Below are 15,580 nucleotides of genomic sequence, written 5' to 3' on the forward strand. Positions count from 1 at the left end.
GCCCTATGGCCAAGGTCATCATCAGTTGCGCCATTACCGGATCGATCCATACCCCGTCGATGTCACCGCATCTGCCCGTCACCGCCGCTGAGATCGCCGAAAGCGCTCTGGGTGCGGCCGAGGCGGGCGCAGCGATTGTTCATCTCCACGCGCGCAACCCTGACGATGGTCGTCCAGACCAGAGCCCCGAAGCGTTCGAACCCTTCTTGAAAATCATCAAGCAATCGTCGAACGTCGTCGTGAATCTGACGACCGGCGGTTCGCCCTATATGTCGGTCGAGGAGCGCGTGAAGCCCGCCGAGCACTGGAAGCCCGAGGTCGCGAGTCTCAACATGGGCAGCATGAACTTTGGGCTGTTCCCAATGCTCAAGCGCTATAAGGACTTCAAGCACGACTGGGAGCCGGCGATGCTGGAGGGCAGTCACGATTTGGTGTTCCGCAACAGCTTCAAAGACATCCGTTACGCGCTCGACACGCTTAACGCGACCGGCGCGCGCTACGAATTCGAGTGCTACGACACGTCGCATCTGCACAACCTGCATTATTTCTGGACCGAAGGCCTCGTCCAAGCGCCGTTGTTCATCCAGACCTGTTTCGGCCTGCTCGGTGGAATCGGCGCGCATCCGGAAGAAGTGCTCCACATGAAGCGCACCGCCGACCGGCTGTTCGGCGATAATTACCGCTGGTCGGTGCTCGGCGCGGGCGCGAGCCAGATGAAGGTGGCGGCACAGGCAGCTGCGATGGGCGGGCATGTCCGCGTTGGGCTCGAGGATAATCTGTGGCTCGACAAGGGCGTGCTCGCGCCGAGCAACGCCGCTCAGGTGACACGCGTCCGCCGGATCATCGAGGGGCTGGGGCTTGAGGTCGCGACGCCCGACGAGGCGCGTGAGATTCTCAGCCTCAAAGGCGGCGACAAGGTCGGGTTCTGATGCAATCGCTGGCCGACGTCCCTGCGCGCTATCCGCCTGATCGTCTGGCGCTCGTCCACGGCGAGGCGCGCTGGACGTTCGGCGATCTCGATGCGCGATCGTTGGCATGGGCGCGGACGCTGGTCGCGCGCGGCGTCGTCGTCAACGATCTGGTCGCCTTCTCGTTGCCCAACGGGCCGGCGTTCATCGCGCTCGCCTTCGGCATCTACCGCGCCGGCGCGACACCCGCACCGATCTCCGGCAAGCTGCCCGCGTTCGAGCGCGATGCGGTGCTCGCGGTGATGCGACCGCGCCTGTTCCTCACGCTCGACGACATGCCGGACGCGGACGCGCCATCGTTCGCGATCGACCACGTCGCCGCCTCGTGGAAGGCGTGTACCAGCGGCGGCAGCACCGGCACGCCCAAGGTCATCGTCGATGGTCGGTCCGCCGCGTTCCCTGAGAGTACCGACTTCATCGGCATACCCGCCGACGCAGTCGTGCTGGTGCCGGGTCCACTGTACCACAACGCCCCCTTCAGCGCCGCAGTCTTCGCGCTTTGGAAGGGCAGCGCGGTCATCACGATGGACCGGTTTGACGCCGCGGGGGCGCTCGCACTTATCGAGCGCGAGCATGTCGCCTGGTCGATCATGGTGCCGACGATGCTCCACCGGATCTGGACGCTGCCGTCGGAAATGCGCGATGCTTACGACCTGTCGCGCTGGCGGATGGTCGTCCATACCGCAGCGCCGATGGCACGCTGGCTGAAACACGCGTGGATCGACTGGCGGGGACCAGATCACATCTGGGAAGTCTATGGCGCGACCGAAGGTTTGGTGCGCTGCTGGATCGGCGGTACCGAATGGCTTGAACGGCCCGGATCGGTCGGACGGTCGATCGGTGGCGCGACGCTCCGCATCCTGGATGAGCAGGGTGAAGAGGTTCCGACCGGCGAGACCGGCGAAGTGTTTGCGATGCCGCCGGGCGGCGCCGGATCGAGCTACCGTTATATTGGTGCCGATCGTCGCGCGACCGCTGACGGGTGGGAGTCGGTCGGCGACTGCGGGCATGTCGACGCCGATGGCTATCTGTTCCTCGCCGACCGCCGAACCGACCTGATCATCCAGGGGGGCGTCAATATCTGGCCTGCCGAGGTCGAGGCGGCTCTGCTGCGGCACCCCGAGGTTCGCTCTTGCGCCGTCTATGGCGAGGACGACCCCGATCTCGGCCAGCGCGTCCATGCCGTCGTGGAGACCACCGCGCCGCTGACGCTGGAAGCATTACGTAATTTCCTCGTCGAATATCTCGCCCGCGACAAATGGCCGCGCGCGCTTACGCTGCAAGCCACGCCTGTGCGCGACGACGCTGGCAAGTTTCGCAAGATCCGACCGAAAGCTCCCGCATGAACGACACGCCCGCGCTGACCCAGTTTCGTCTAAACTTTGCCGATAACGGCCTCGTCCATCTAATCTTCGACTGCCCAGGGCGGACGATGAACGTGTTCTCCGATGCCGCGATCGACGATATCGGTGCGTTCGCGCAGTGGCTGACGACCGCCGACGTCACGGGCGTGTTGATCCGGTCGGGCAAAGACAATGCCTTCTGCGCAGGGGCCGACCTGAACGAGCTCGGTGTCGCCTACGATATGATCATGGCGGCGGCGCCACAGCGACGGTTCGACGTCGCCTTCGCGCATTTCTTCCGATTGAGCACGGCGCTCCGTTTGCTTGAAACGGCCGGTAAACCCGTGGCCGCAGCCGTCGCTGGCTTAGCGCTGGGCGGTGGCTGCGAGTTGGCAATGGCGGCGCACTATCGCGTGCTGGTCGACGATCCCAAGATCGCGATGGGACTGCCGGAGTCGCTTGTCGGGTTGCTGCCGGGCGGGGGAGGGACGCAACGTCTTCCGCGGTTAGTCGGGCTTCAGGCGGCAATGCCGATCCTGCTCGATGGCGCAAAGCTCTCAGGCGAAGCGGCACGTACGGCCGGGCTGGTCGACAGGGTCGTGGCACCCGGCGAGGAAATCGCGGCGGCAGAGGCTTGGCTGCTCAGCGACCCGGAGCCGATCCAGCCCTGGGACCGCGACGATCGAGACGTGTTGACGACAGCGGCGATCGATGCTGGTATCACCCCGCTTCGCGAGCTGGTGCTCGAGGCAACACTAGGCCATTATCCGGCGCCGCTAGCGATTCTTGATTGCGTCGAGTTCGGCTTGCCCCAGGTTTTCGACGGCGCGATACGGACCGAAATGGCGATTTTTGCGCACCTCATCCAGCGCCCCGAAGCGCGTGACATGATCCAGACCCAGTTCCTGGCCAAGACCGACTATGACCGGATGCGCCGCAAGGACGTGCTGCCAGACCTCATCGGCGAAGCTGTCGATGTTGCACGCGCCGCGTTGGCGACGATCGGCGATGCCGACGCGCTCGCCGCCGCAGGTTTTGGCGGCAAGAGCGATCCAAAACGGGATCGGACACGCAATGGCTATTGGATTGATACCACCGAAGGCGCCGCAGCCCGGGCTACGGTCGCACACATCGACGCGGCGGTTGCGCCGGTCGGTGCCGGCAGAACGCATGCCGAGCGACGCCTGATTGATTATGCCGTGGTGACCGCGATCGGCTACCCGGCCTATCTCGGCGGACCGCTCGCCTCGGCACGGGGGCCGGCGGCGTGAGTTTCCTATCGGTCGTTTTGTCATCGTTGCGCGCGCCATGCCCCAGAGCCTGACGACCGCCCCGAATTTTCGCGACCTCGGCGGCCTGCCGACGGCGGATGGTCGGATCGTTCGCCCCGGTCTGGTGTTTCGATCCGAGGCGCTGCTCGAACCGATCGACGCCGATGCCGCGGCAATCATCGCGTACGGCATCGTCCTCGTCTGCGACCTTCGCAGCGATAGCGAGCGTAACCACGCCCCCAATGATTGGTGGGCGGCACAGGGTGTCGAGCTGCTCGACCTGGATGTCATGGCGGCGATCGAGGCCTGCGACGGTCCTTGGCTCCGATTGCGGTCCGACCGGACGACGGCCGGCGCAATCGCCGCGATGGAGGCGACCTACACCGCTCTGCCCGCCGCGGCCCTTGTCCATCTCGCCGCGATCGTCGATCGGATTATCGCGGGCAACCTCCCGCTGCTGATCCACTGCACCGCGGGGAAGGATCGCACTGGGTTCGTCTCTGCCATGCTGCTTGCGGCACTTGGCGTCGATCACGCGACCATCCTTGCCGATTATCTTGATAGCGACGGTCGCTGGACACCCCAGGTCCGCGAACACACACGACAGATGGTCGCCGATCAGATCGCCGAAGGAGTTCCGCCCCAAGCGATCGACGCGATGATGGGCGTGGACGAACGCTATCTCACGGCGAGCTTCTCAGTGATCGACGCGTATTACGGAGGAATTGACGCGTATTTCGCCGCTGGCGGTGTCGATGCCACCCGCCTGAATTTCGTGCGCGCGGCCTTGCTTTGCTGATCATCGCGTGGCTGTGCGCTCTGATCGTCGCGGATTTCGCGACGATCAGAGCGTATCAAGAGGCAGGTCGACACGCTGCGACGCTCAATAACTTCAGCCCATCACATAGATGGACTTAAGTTGCTGGTAGGCACCAATCGCTTCGGGCCCAAACTCCCGACCCATGCCGCTCGCCTTGACGCCACCAAACGGCGATCCGAGCGATGGCATGTAGCCGTTCACGCCGACCGTGCCGCTCTTCACTCTGCGCGCGATGCCGATCGCGTGCTCGGCGTCGCTGCTCCACACGGAGCCGCCTAGCCCAAACTGAGAGTCGTTCGCGATGCGCACAGCGTCGTCGTCGGTTGTGTACGAGATCACCGACAGCACTGGCCCGAAAATCTCCTCCTGTGCGATCGTGGCGCCGTTATCGACCTCGGCGAACAGCGTTGGCTCGACGAACCAGCCATGGTTGAGACCGCTGGGGCGGCCGCCGCCGGTGACTAATTTGGCCTCGCCACGACCTTTGGCGATATAGCCTTCTACGCGGTCGCGGTGCGCTTCCGTTGCCATCGGGCCGATTTGTGTTTCCGGGTCTAGCGCATCCCCGACTTTCAGCGACGACAGCAATTCGGCCAGCCCGTCGACGACTTCGCCATAACGGCTCTTAGGAGCCAGGATGCGCGTACCGTTGTAGCACGCCTGACCGTTATTCAGCATCGACACCAGCGGCACAGCCGTCAGGAACGCGTTAAGATCGGCGTCCTCCAACAAGATGGCGGCGGATTTGCCGCCCAGCTCGAGTGTGACGGGGCGCAGCATCTCACCGCAGACCTTCGCGATACCGCGACCTGCTGCGGTCGATCCGGTAAAGGCGACCTTGTCGATGCCCGGATGAGCGACGAGATACGCGCCGACATCCCGATCCGCGGCGACCCAGTTAAGCACGCCCGGCGGCACACCCGCCTCCAGCGCCGCCTCGGCAACGATATAGCTGTCGAGAACGGTGCCCGGCGAAGGCTTGATGACCAGCGTGCACCCTGCCGCCATGGCGGGCGCGATCTTGCTCATCGCCAGCGTTACCGGGAAATTCCACGGCACGATTGCCGCGACGACGCCGACGGCCGAGCGCTCGACGAGCGTCTCCTTGCCCATTTGCGACGGCCGCACGTCGGGTTGCGACGGCGCGCCGGCCAACTCGGCGTAATATTGCAGCACGCCCACCGAAAACTGCGCTTCAAGCATGCTCGACAGGCTGATCGGCATGCCGTTCTGCGCACTGACGGCTTCCGCGAGCTGGGCGCCGCGCGTCGCCAGCGCCCCCATGAAGCGCTGCATCACTACCGCGCGGTCGGCGGATGCGAGTTGGGGCCAGCCGGAGTGATCAAACGCATGGCGTGCCGCCGCGACTGCCGCGTCGATGTCCGCTTCGGCCGCCTCTGGTACGGTGGCAATCACTTCGCCGGTGGAGGCGCCGACGATTGCGAAGGTCCGCGAGGACGACGGGCGCGCCCATTCGTTGTTGATGAAGAACTCCTTGTGGTACTGGGTCATTGATTGCTCCTTGGGGTGTAAATCTAATGCGACGTGTTGTATGAGGAGCGACCGTCGATCGCTGGATGTTTGCGATTCCAAAGGGCTGGCACCGCTACATTCGAGCTTCGCCAGAACGCTCCGCCGACAAGGACATCTTCGAGGCTCTCGTCTTCGAGGCTCTCGTCTTCGAGGCTCTCGTCGAAATGTCCGGAGCCGCGCTCACTATCCCCGGCCAGATCATGATATGGGTCATCGATCCGGCCACCCCTCGCAGTGCAGGATCGCGGAGATCTTTGCATCGCTTTTCGCGGATCACGATCGCCCGCTCGCTCCGCCGCGGCCATCGTCGCCAAGCTCGAATGCCGTGCGCGCTACGGCGATCGCCCGATCGACGTCGGCCGCAATTGCTTTCGGTACTGCCGCGATCATTTCGCCGGTCGAGGCGCCGATCCGCTGAAACGTTTTCGACGCCGTCGGCTTCAGCCATTCGTTACCAATAACGATAGCGTCGCGATCCCGAATCATAAATCTCTCCCGCTGAGCCGCTTCATCGCCAGTCTATTATTCAGTTGACAAGCAAATCTAGTAAACCAATGAACTGGTTTAAGCCAATCGAAATCGTCATGGCGATTTTAGGCGGCAATCGGCATGAAACGTCATGCGCAGGAGATCAATATGACCGACGCAATCGCTGCGGTGATGCCCGCCGCCAATGCCGCTTTCTCGATCGTACCAATTACGGTCGAGGATCCCCAGCGCGGCGAAATCCTGATCGATATCAAGGCGGTCGGGGTCTGTCATACCGACTTGGTGATGGTCTCGGGTGCGTTCGGGACAGTCTTTCCGGCTGTGTTCGGGCATGAGGGCGCGGGCATCGTGGTTGCGATCGGCGACGGCGTGACCAAGGTTGCAGTCGGCGACAAGGTGTTGCTCACATTCAACAGCTGTGGGGCTTGCGCCCGCTGCACCGATGACGATCCATCCTATTGCACGCAATTTTCAGCATTAAATATGGCCTGTGCGCGCGGCGACGGGTCGTCGCGGCTGCACGCTAACGGCACGGCGCTGTCGGACAATTTTTTCGGCCAGTCATCTTTTGCCAGCAAATCGATCGCGATGGAGCGCAATGTCATCAAACTGGCCGAGGACGCTGACCTTGCGATGCTGGCGCCATTGGGGTGCGGCGTCCAGACCGGGGTTGGGGCCGTGACGCGTTCGCTCGAGGCGAAAGCGGGGCAATCGCTCGTGGTTATCGGCGGCGGTTCAGTCGGACTTAGCGCGGTCCTCGGCGGCCGGCTCGCAGGCTGTTCGCCTATCATTCTCATTGAACCGCAGCAGGATCGGCGGACGATCGCATCCGACATTGGTGCCGATCACGTCATCGACCCAGGCGCGGGCGACATCGTCGGGGCCGTGCGTGCGCTCCTGCCCGCAGGAGTCGATCTGGTGGTCGACACGAGCGGCCACATCCCGTCGGTCACCGCATCGCTGGGAATGCTGGCGAACAAGGGAAAGCTCGGGCTGGTCGGATTACCGGGCGCCTTTGATGCCGCCTTGCCGGTCCCCGTCATCCAGTGGATCACATCGGGCGGAACGGTGCGCGGGATCGTCGAGGGCGATAGTGACCCGGACCAATTCCTGCCTGAGTTGATTGAGCACCATCGTGCCGGGCGTTTGCCGTTCGACCGGTTCGTTCGCACCTATCCGTTCGCCGCGATCAATGAGGCCATCGCCGACGCGCATTCGGGGAAGGCGATCAAGGTCGTGCTCACTTTCTAACCGTTTTTGCCGCGCGCTTGGGTGTCGACTCGGCGATCACATCACACCTGCAAGCCGACCAAGGAGCAAGTTTCCCATGATCACGGTCGATGACTTCGGCTTTCACCCGTGCGATCCGACCGATCGCAGCTGGACTGAAACCCTGTTCGTGATTTTTTCGGTTCCTGAAGCCGGGATTAGCGGCAACCTCTACACACTGGCCCGACCCAATCTCGGCATCTGTCACAGCTCGATCGAAATCCACAAGGGAATGTGTTTTCATCCGTGGCAAATCCATCACAACGATGCTCAGATGCATCTGGTCTGTCCCGACAAATTCGATGATTTCACGCTCGAGAACGGGCTGTCGTTCAAGGCGCATAATGCGCGCGACAGTGAATTCTCTTACAATTCGCTGGATGGCAAATGCCAGTTGAAATTGTCGTTTGAGGCGGTATGCGACCCGTTCGATCCGCACGATCCCGACCAGGTCCCGTCGCTCGGTAAGGGCACAGTCGCCGGCTATGACGGCTGGAACAACGGTCACATGGAAAGCAAAGGCCGCATCCGCGGATCGCTGACCCTCCGCGGCAAGACGTATGCGGTCGACTGTGTCGACGGAATGGACAAGAGCTGGGGCCCGCGGCGCGATTGGGGCAATAAGGGTGCGACCTGGGTCCAGATCGACCTCGGCGAGGGACTCAGTGCATTTCTTGTCCTTGGACTGTCGTTCGAGAACAAGGAGGTCCGGTACGGCCCGTTCAACTATGGCTTCCTCGCGATCGGGGGCGAGCGGGTGCCGATCGTCTCGGCCTCTATGACGGCGCAGAGATCGGACATGCTGGTAACGCGTGCAGATGTGAGATTCGAGGACGATCAGGGCAATGAGTACCACGCCCGAGGAACGACGATCGCCGCTGGACCCTGGTATAATTTCAATCCTTCGAGCGCTGCGTTCCAGACGCTCATGCGCTGGGAATCGGGGACACGCGTCGGTTATAGTCACATCGCCGACTTTGCCGGGCTGAGCTATCTGTCCGAAGGCATGTCCGACAATTTCGCCAACGAACTGGACCAGTGAGCATGATCGGAGCAACGAGGGCCGGAGTTGCGGATGTTCGGCGGCAACCGGACAATGCGTTAATCGACGCGATCCGCGAGAAATTCCCGGTCGAGCGCGAAATCGACAAGATCCTGACGCGAAAAATGCATCGGCGCGCCGGTCTGTCGTTTCAGCTACCAAGCCTACACGATCTCGTCACCGCTACGACGGTATTGATCAGTGCGCGCGCCGGATATCCGGTTACGCTCGAGCGCGCCCGCTGGCTATCGGGCGGCGCGTCCAAGCTGCAGGTGGCGTTCGACCTTCGCTGGCGCGGTCCCGAAGGCGGCTCCGATGCGGTCGTGCTGACACCGATGGTGATGCGGATGGAGACCGCCGCATCGGTCACCGAGTCGAGCCGGCGTCGCGAATTCGAAGTGCTGCAGCTGGTCGATGGGATCATTCCCGCACCCCAAACCTATTGGGTAGATGCCGATGCCGAGTTCCTGCCTTATCCTGGGCTAATCTATGGGTTTGCCAGCGGCGTCGCCAAGCCGTCGGGCGATTCCGCCAAGGTCACCGGGCTGGGCCAGAATTATGGTCCCGAGTTGCGGGCGAAGCTCGTTCCACAGTTTGTGGAGATGCTCGCGACACTGCATCAGATTCACTCAAGCCAGTTCGCGGCACTGCCCAGCTTCGACGTTCCCGAAGTCGGGAGCAACGCGTCGATCATAAAGCAGGTCAACAACGCGCGCCGCATCTGGGAAGAGGACCGGATCGAGGAAGAGCCAGTGATGGAACTGGTTTATCACTGGCTGGTGGCGAATGCCCCGCCGCTCGACCATGTGTCGGTCGTCCACGGGGATTATCGAAGCGGCAATTTCCTATTCGACGAGACAAGCGGGGTGATTACTGCCTGGCTCGATTGGGAAGGTGCGGTACTTGGAGATCGCCATCAGGACCTGACCTATGTCACCATGCCGATCTTTCGACACATTGCGGAGGACGGCCAGACGATCTTGATGTCGGGCATGGGAACCGCTGATGAGCTGTTCGCACGCTATGCAGCGGCATCGCGTCTGGGAGTGTGCCCCGAACGCTTGCGCTATTTTGGGATCTTCAACCGTTATCTGGTCACCGTCCTCCTGCTCGCCGCGTCTGCGCGCGCCGCGCAAGTCGCGGGGACTCACCAGGACGTGTTGCTCAACCATGTTGCCGGGCTGGGCTATATCGCGCTCGACGACCTGCTCGACAACTTCCGGAAGGCCGTCGCATGATCCAGTCCTTCGAAACCCAGCTCCAAGTGTCGCTCCGTGCGCTCGGCGAGATTGTCGCCCCGGCCCTCGCGGGCGCGGACAAGCATGTGATCGAACAGCTGCACTTAGTGATGGCGGCGCTGGGATTTATGCAGGCGCGGCTGCGGTCGGAAGTTGGCTTCCAGCAGGCGGAATTAGAGGCGTATCTTGCGCTTGCTGAGGAGGTCGCCGCCAATTTCAGGAAGCATCGCGCGAGCGACTGCGCAAAGTTGATAGAAGCGGTGTCCGCGGGCCGCGTGGTGCTGGCGAGCGCCACATCGCAAGTCGGCGATTATCAGCATTCGACGCGTCACCTGCGCCAGCTCGTAGCGGCACTGGCCAGCGACTCGTCGAGCGAGGCGGAAGCCGCTGATTATCAAGTAATTGTGCTTGCGCGCAGTGGTGCCATGATCGGTGATGCTCGGCTGTGGTGTCTGCCGCTCGGCTTCGAGCTCGACCCCACCGCGCTGCCGCGCCGCGACTGGCTGCCAGTGGCGTAATTTCTACGGGACGACAGGAGCGAAGTTGGACGCTTTCGGGGGGCTGAGAGCGTGTTCATCTGTGACGCGAATATCGCACGCGGCAATTGCTGAGCGTCGGCTTCGAGATTGGCGAGCGAAAACCAGTATTCTGTAAAGATATATTTGCCATGTGGCATCGATACTGCAAAAAGGCACGGCACTTTTAAAATAGAATATTCCATCGATCGCTCGGGCGAATGCGCTGATAGCAATGAAAAACGTCCCCTTTGACGTATTATTTACTCGATACATATTTATTTGAGAGATACTCTCACACTATTTAGTTCTTTTATAGGCTATGAAGGTTTTTTTCGAATAGTGTCTTATCAGTACATCGGTACGCGGATCTTATTATATAGATGATTGAAGTTTTTATTCCAGTCAACGTTCATGTTCATAATGAACGTCTGTTATATATTATATGCTAGCTTATATTAATCTCGGTCCGGATACCCGGGCGGTAATAATTATTTTTTGAGTTAACAGTCCTATTGACTTGATCAACGCCACTGTTAAACACTCAGGGTGCAAGTCGAAGCGGGCGTAGCTCAGCATTCGGCAAATCCATCGCCACTTGTGAAAGTTGGGGATGGGAAAAGGGGGGTGATGATGACAAGAGCTCAAATCGGTGCTGCTTCGCTGGCGAGTTTGATCGCTATGATACAGTCTGGCACTGTGTTCGCGCAGGATGCGCCGGTGAACCCGCCTGTTGAGGCCAAATCACCGGCATCTGGAGACATTGTCGTTACGGCGCAGCGTCGTGCGGGTACTCTGGCACGAACTCCAGTTGCGATGACGGTGCTGGCTGGCGACATGCTGGCGCGGCAGGCGATCGTCACTGATTCGGACCTGCAGATCGCATCGCCTGGTCTGACCGTCCGCGCAGGTCAGAACTCAAACCAACTCAATTATGCTTTGCGCGGCCAGTCACTGGATGCGTTTAGCGACACTCGCCCAGGTGTCCTGCCCTACTTCAACGAAATTCAGCTGGACGGCGTAGGCGGGGGCTCTTCCGCATTCTACGACCTGCAGTCCGTGCAGGTCCTGAAGGGTCCCCAGGGAACATTGTTCGGGCGCAATTCTACCGGCGGTGCGGTACTGTTTACCTCGGTTCGTCCTTCTGACGCATTTGGTGGCTATGTTAGCGGTCGATTGGGTAATTACAATTCACGCCAGATTGAAGGCGCGATCAACGTCCCCATCATGGCCGACAAGGTTATGGCGCGGGTGGCTGGCTTTTATGAAAAGCGCGACGGCTATCAAGAAAATCGATTTCAGAACAACCGAGCGGGCAATGTCGATCGCTATGGGTTGCGCGGTAGCCTGACGGTCAACGTTACCAACCAGATCAAGAACGAACTGGTGGTTGATTACCTGCATTCGGATGGCAATAGCCTTAGTGGGTTAATCAATAGCCTAGATCCGTCAGGGGCGGTTCCTTTAATTTTGCTGACTAATTTTGGGAATCAGCCGCAATATAATTTCCTGATCAATGCCTTCACCGGCGGTGCAGCGGGATGCAATTCCACGACCAATAACTGCGCCGCGGCTTTCGCCGCCGCCAATCCCAAGCTTGATCCAGGTGGCGTTGCCTCGTACCTAAATACGCAGAACGCGCGTGGCCCGTACGTGATCGAGACAGACGGCGAAAACAAATATAAGGGGCGTAACCTTATTATTTCGAATATCACAACGTTCGAACTTACGCCCGACACCAAGCTCCGCAACATATTTGGCTATACAAACATTGAAGCCAACAGCACGGGCGACATTGACGGTACAGCCTTCGGTATCGATAGCAACGGACCGAATGGCGGAAAAAACGACACAACGAAGCAATATTCCGAAGAGTTGCAGCTGGGCGGAAAGGCATTCGCCGGAAAACTAAATTATGTTATTGGCGGATTCTATTCGCACGAGACAAATGTCGATTTGACAACTAGCTTGCTACTCCAATTTCCGCCGCTAACCTCAACGACCCGTTACCACAAACTTACTACACGGGACATGTACGCGGGTTACGGGCAGGGGACCTTTGATTTAAGCAATGCCACCGGAATACAGGGCCTGAGTGCCACGCTCGGCGCACGTTTTACGCACGAGAAGATCAAATTTGACGTCCTGCCAGATGATACGGCTTACCAGGCACCGCCGGCCCGGCAGGCGATCTTTAACTTCAACCAGCAGAAATCCTACAGCAACGTCAGTTGGACACTGGGGCTTGAAGAGCAGGTGAACTCCAACCTTATGATCTATGTGGCATCTCGCCGCAGCTACAAGAATGGCGGCTACAACGGGATCCAGGATCCCGTCCCGGGCCCGGGCTCGACGGGTGGCGATGGCTATGGCCAAGAAACGCTGACAGACGCAGAGGTCGGTCTGAAGTATCACGGTCGCGTGGGCGATATGCCGACTCAATTCAACCTTGCCGTCTATCAAAACTGGATCATGCAAGGGCAGCGCGTTGCTTACGTTCTGCTCGGGTCGACTCCGGCTGCCGTCACAGTTAACGTGCCGAAGTCAAAAGTTTCCGGTTTCGAGCTGGATGGGACGATCCGCCCTGCAAAGTGGCTTTCGATAGGCGGTTCGCTGAATTATACCAATGCACAGTTCACCGATGGGCGGGTGTCGATCAACGGCAATCCGGTGCTGTTCGCAACCTATCCTGATACGCCTAAATGGTCAGGCAGTGTTTTCGCTGAATTGCAGGCGCCGATCCATGCCTCAGTCACGGCTAGCCTCCGGGGTGATCTTTATTCGCAGTCCTCATTTTACTTCTCATCGACTGCGAACAACAATACTGGCGCCAAAATCAATGGTTATAGTCTTGCTAATTTCCGACTTGGAATAGAGGACAGCAACGCCGGATGGTCGCTCGCTGCAAATCTCAAGAACGCCTTCAATCGCGTCTACTATGTAGGTGGAATAGCTACTGGAGAGTTGTTCCAGTTTAACACCGTGGTGCCCGGTGCACCCCGGACGTTTTTAATAGAGGCGCGCTTTAAATTTTGAGTTGCCTAAAAGCAACGGGCTGATCGGTGAAGAACGTCGATGCTGGGTGACCAAGTGGCCGCCCAGCAGGAGCGGACGCGTTGCCTATGTCATCATTAGTTTAGAGTTTTAAGGTTTGTTTCTCGATCGAGGACTATCATGGCACTCAAACTCATCAATGCCGGTCCCAGCCCGTTCGGTCGGAAGGTCGCCATTGCGCTTCTGGAAAAAGGGCTCGAATTCGACGTACAAATGGACGCGCCCTGGGCGGTGGGGTCGGTTACGCCGCATCATAATCCGCTGGAGCAATTACCCATCCTGATTGCTGGCGACGAGACGCTGTTCGACTCGAGCTATATCCTCGAGTGGATCGAGGCGCGTAATCCCGCCCCGCCCCTGATACCAGCCGATCCCGACGCCCGGCTGGCGACGCGCAAGCGCCAGATGCTCGGCGAGCGGCTGATGGAAATTGCTCAGGTATTGATCATGGAAATGCACCGCCTCAAGCCGAGCCCCGACTGGATCGACCGGCAAACGCGCAAGATCAACGGGGGGCTTGCCGCGCTTGACCAGCTTTATGGGCAGCGCGGGATAAGCGGCGAGGCAATCGACCTCGGCGACATCGCCGTGGCCACAACGCTTTTGGTCTTCGAACATGCGGTGACGGCGGGATACAGCCCCGACATTGACGCACTTCTCTGGCGTGGGCGATTTGTCGCGTTGACCAAGTTCGTCGAAAGCGTCGAGCATCGCCCCTCTTTCGTCGCCACCCGGCCACAGGCGATGGCGCTCGATCTCGCGGCAACGGTGGGCTGAACAAACGACTGGGAACAGGGCGGCCCGCGGGCACCTAACTAGGAGAAGATGATGTCTACCAAACTTCGTTATGGCGCTTTCTGCGGCCCGCACCATGCGCTCAACGAAAATCCGACGCTGTGTCTGCAGCGCGACCTCGAACTTGCCCAGCATCTCGAATATCTCGGCTTCGACGAGCTGTGGTACGGCGAGCATCATTCCGCTGGGTGGGAGTTGATCGCAAGTCCCGAAGTGATGATCGCCGCCGCAGCCGAGCGGACCACCCGGATCAAATTGGGCTCGGCGGTAAGCTCGGTCCCATATCACCATCCGCTGATGCTAGCCGAACGGTTCAGCCAGCTCGATCACATGACGCGGGGCCGAGTGATGCTCGGGATGGGGCCGGGGTCGCTTGCTTCCGACGCCAAGATGATGGGCATCGAAGTCTCGAAGCAGCGCGACATGATGGACGAGGCGATCGACGTGATCGTCCGTCTGATGCGAGGTGAGACCGTGACTGCGAAGACAGACTGGTTCACGCTCGACAATGCCCGCATCCAGATGACGCCCTACTCGCGTCCTTCTATCGACATGATCGCGGCGAGCACCATATCGCCGACGGGGGCCCGGGCCAGCGGCCGCAACGGCATCGGGATGCTGTCGTTTGGCGCAACCTCGAGCGGGGCGTTCGACGCGCTTGCCGCCAACTGGGGTATTTGCGAGGACATTGCGCGCGATCACGGCAAGACTGTCGACCGCGCGAACTGGCGGCTGGTCGCGCCAATGCATATTGCCGAAACGCGTGAACAGGCGCGCGCCGAGGTCAAGCATGGCATCGAGGGCTGGGCCGACTATCTGCGCAATGTCGCCGCATTACCAATCGTCCCGGGCGGCGGCGACGTCATTGATGCACTTCTCGATTCGAGCATGGCAGTGATCGGTACTCCCGATGACGCCGTTGCGCAGATTGAGCGGCTCACGGCCCAGTCGGGCGGGTTCGGCACGCTGATCCTGTTCGCACACAATTGGGCCGACTGGCCGCAGACCAAGCGCAGCTACGAAATGTTTGCGCGCTATGTGATGCCCAAGGTCGACACGCTGCCCGACAATCGCGCTATCTCCGAGGACGAATGCCGGACCGCCAGACCCGAGCTGGCCGGCCAGATCGGTGCGGCGATCCAGGCGCGCATCCAGCGCCACGTCGATGAGAAGGGCGCCAAGAATATCGCTCCGCAGCTGATCGATGCTCTCCCCGAGAAGCAGTCCTAGGTGCGTCCGCGAG

At 60.4% G+C, this 15,580-nt stretch carries 13 protein-coding genes; 11 read left to right on the forward strand and 2 right to left on the reverse strand.

The genetic code is table 11. The features are described 5' to 3' along the window. The first annotated feature begins 5 nt into the window (after nucleotides 1-5). Genes kce through IEV62_RS11340 form a run of 4 tightly spaced genes read left to right on the forward strand, consistent with a single transcriptional unit; the run spans nucleotide 6 to nucleotide 4,381 of the window. Nucleotides 6-929, forward strand: coding sequence for a 3,5-dioxohexanoate:acetyl-CoA acetone transferase (gene kce / locus IEV62_RS11325; RefSeq protein WP_188447520.1), 924 nt, complete (start codon nucleotides 6-8; stop codon nucleotides 927-929). After that, a complete protein-coding gene (locus IEV62_RS11330) occupies nucleotides 929-2,314 on the forward strand; it encodes an AMP-binding protein (protein ID WP_188447522.1) in 1,386 nt (461 codons plus the stop codon). The genes kce and IEV62_RS11330 overlap by 1 nt, the downstream gene beginning before the upstream one ends. Next, nucleotides 2,311-3,582 (forward strand): enoyl-CoA hydratase-related protein, encoded by a 1,272-nt coding sequence (locus IEV62_RS11335; protein WP_188447524.1) that lies wholly within the window; start codon nucleotides 2,311-2,313, stop codon nucleotides 3,580-3,582. Before IEV62_RS11330 ends, IEV62_RS11335 begins: the two co-directional genes overlap by 4 nt. Nucleotides 3,583-3,619: 37 nt before the next feature. Beyond that, entirely contained in the window at nucleotides 3,620-4,381 is a 762-nt protein-coding gene (locus tag IEV62_RS11340) for a tyrosine-protein phosphatase (protein ID WP_188447525.1), read from the forward strand. Between the two features lie 93 nt (nucleotides 4,382-4,474). Here the strand turns inward: IEV62_RS11340 and IEV62_RS11345 are convergent, their stop codons facing one another. Together IEV62_RS11345 and IEV62_RS11350 are read right to left on the reverse strand one after the other, a co-directional pair. Next, nucleotides 4,475-5,914 (reverse strand): aldehyde dehydrogenase, encoded by a 1,440-nt coding sequence (locus tag IEV62_RS11345; RefSeq protein WP_188447527.1) that lies wholly within the window; start codon nucleotides 5,912-5,914, stop codon nucleotides 4,475-4,477. 294 nt (nucleotides 5,915-6,208) lie between these two features. Beyond that, nucleotides 6,209-6,421, reverse strand: coding sequence for a hypothetical protein (locus IEV62_RS11350; RefSeq protein ID WP_188447529.1), 213 nt, complete (start codon nucleotides 6,419-6,421; stop codon nucleotides 6,209-6,211). A gap of 150 nt (nucleotides 6,422-6,571) precedes the next feature. Between IEV62_RS11350 and IEV62_RS11355 the strand changes: the two genes are divergently transcribed. The 7 genes from IEV62_RS11355 to IEV62_RS11385 all read left to right on the forward strand — a co-directional run bounded on the left by IEV62_RS11355 (nucleotide 6,572) and on the right by IEV62_RS11385 (nucleotide 15,567). Further along, nucleotides 6,572-7,675, forward strand: a complete 1,104-nt coding sequence (locus IEV62_RS11355; RefSeq protein ID WP_188447531.1) for an NAD(P)-dependent alcohol dehydrogenase — start codon at nucleotides 6,572-6,574, stop codon at nucleotides 7,673-7,675. A gap of 76 nt (nucleotides 7,676-7,751) precedes the next feature. Further along, nucleotides 7,752-8,735, forward strand: coding sequence for a DUF7064 domain-containing protein (locus tag IEV62_RS11360; protein ID WP_188447533.1), 984 nt, complete (start codon nucleotides 7,752-7,754; stop codon nucleotides 8,733-8,735). Nucleotides 8,736-8,737: 2 nt separating this feature from the next. Further along, nucleotides 8,738-9,973 carry a phosphotransferase family protein gene (locus tag IEV62_RS11365; protein ID WP_188447535.1) on the forward strand — a complete coding sequence of 412 codons (1,236 nt, stop codon included), beginning with the start codon at nucleotides 8,738-8,740 and terminating at the stop codon, nucleotides 9,971-9,973. Nucleotides 9,974-9,999: 26 nt separating this feature from the next. Further along, nucleotides 10,000-10,491 (forward strand): hypothetical protein, encoded by a 492-nt coding sequence (locus tag IEV62_RS11370; RefSeq protein WP_188447537.1) that lies wholly within the window; start codon nucleotides 10,000-10,002, stop codon nucleotides 10,489-10,491. Between the two features lie 627 nt (nucleotides 10,492-11,118). Beyond that, nucleotides 11,119-13,524: a TonB-dependent receptor gene (locus IEV62_RS11375; RefSeq protein ID WP_229733072.1), complete on the forward strand. Its 2,406-nt coding sequence runs from the start codon at nucleotides 11,119-11,121 to the stop codon at nucleotides 13,522-13,524. A gap of 138 nt (nucleotides 13,525-13,662) precedes the next feature. Continuing rightward, the gene (locus IEV62_RS11380) at nucleotides 13,663-14,319 is read left to right on the forward strand and encodes a glutathione S-transferase N-terminal domain-containing protein (protein WP_188447541.1); all 657 of its coding nucleotides are present in this window, start codon (nucleotides 13,663-13,665) and stop codon (nucleotides 14,317-14,319) included. A gap of 51 nt (nucleotides 14,320-14,370) precedes the next feature. Further along, nucleotides 14,371-15,567 (forward strand): LLM class flavin-dependent oxidoreductase, encoded by a 1,197-nt coding sequence (locus IEV62_RS11385; protein WP_229733056.1) that lies wholly within the window; start codon nucleotides 14,371-14,373, stop codon nucleotides 15,565-15,567. Nucleotides 15,568-15,580: the final 13 nt, after the last annotated feature.

Source organism: Sphingomonas psychrolutea, from assembly GCF_014636175.1.
Taxonomy (GTDB): domain Bacteria; phylum Pseudomonadota; class Alphaproteobacteria; order Sphingomonadales; family Sphingomonadaceae; genus Sphingomonas; species Sphingomonas psychrolutea.

Excerpts from the sequence above, each read along its gene's own strand:
- kce (WP_188447520.1), top strand. The coding sequence starts at position 6 with ATGGCCAAGGTCATCATCAGTTGCGCCATTACCGGATCGATCCATACC.
- IEV62_RS11330 (WP_188447522.1), top strand. The coding sequence starts at position 929 with ATGCAATCGCTGGCCGACGTCCCTGCGCGCTATCCGCCTGATCGTCTG.
- IEV62_RS11335 (WP_188447524.1), top strand. The coding sequence starts at position 2,311 with ATGAACGACACGCCCGCGCTGACCCAGTTTCGTCTAAACTTTGCCGAT.
- IEV62_RS11340 (WP_188447525.1), top strand. The coding sequence starts at position 3,620 with ATGCCCCAGAGCCTGACGACCGCCCCGAATTTTCGCGACCTCGGCGGC.
- IEV62_RS11345 (WP_188447527.1), bottom strand. The coding sequence starts at position 5,914 with ATGACCCAGTACCACAAGGAGTTCTTCATCAACAACGAATGGGCGCGC.
- IEV62_RS11350 (WP_188447529.1), bottom strand. The coding sequence starts at position 6,421 with ATGATTCGGGATCGCGACGCTATCGTTATTGGTAACGAATGGCTGAAG.
- IEV62_RS11355 (WP_188447531.1), top strand. The coding sequence starts at position 6,572 with ATGACCGACGCAATCGCTGCGGTGATGCCCGCCGCCAATGCCGCTTTC.
- IEV62_RS11360 (WP_188447533.1), top strand. The coding sequence starts at position 7,752 with ATGATCACGGTCGATGACTTCGGCTTTCACCCGTGCGATCCGACCGAT.
- IEV62_RS11365 (WP_188447535.1), top strand. The coding sequence starts at position 8,738 with ATGATCGGAGCAACGAGGGCCGGAGTTGCGGATGTTCGGCGGCAACCG.
- IEV62_RS11375 (WP_229733072.1), top strand. The coding sequence starts at position 11,119 with ATGATGACAAGAGCTCAAATCGGTGCTGCTTCGCTGGCGAGTTTGATC.
- IEV62_RS11380 (WP_188447541.1), top strand. The coding sequence starts at position 13,663 with ATGGCACTCAAACTCATCAATGCCGGTCCCAGCCCGTTCGGTCGGAAG.
- IEV62_RS11385 (WP_229733056.1), top strand. The coding sequence starts at position 14,371 with ATGTCTACCAAACTTCGTTATGGCGCTTTCTGCGGCCCGCACCATGCG.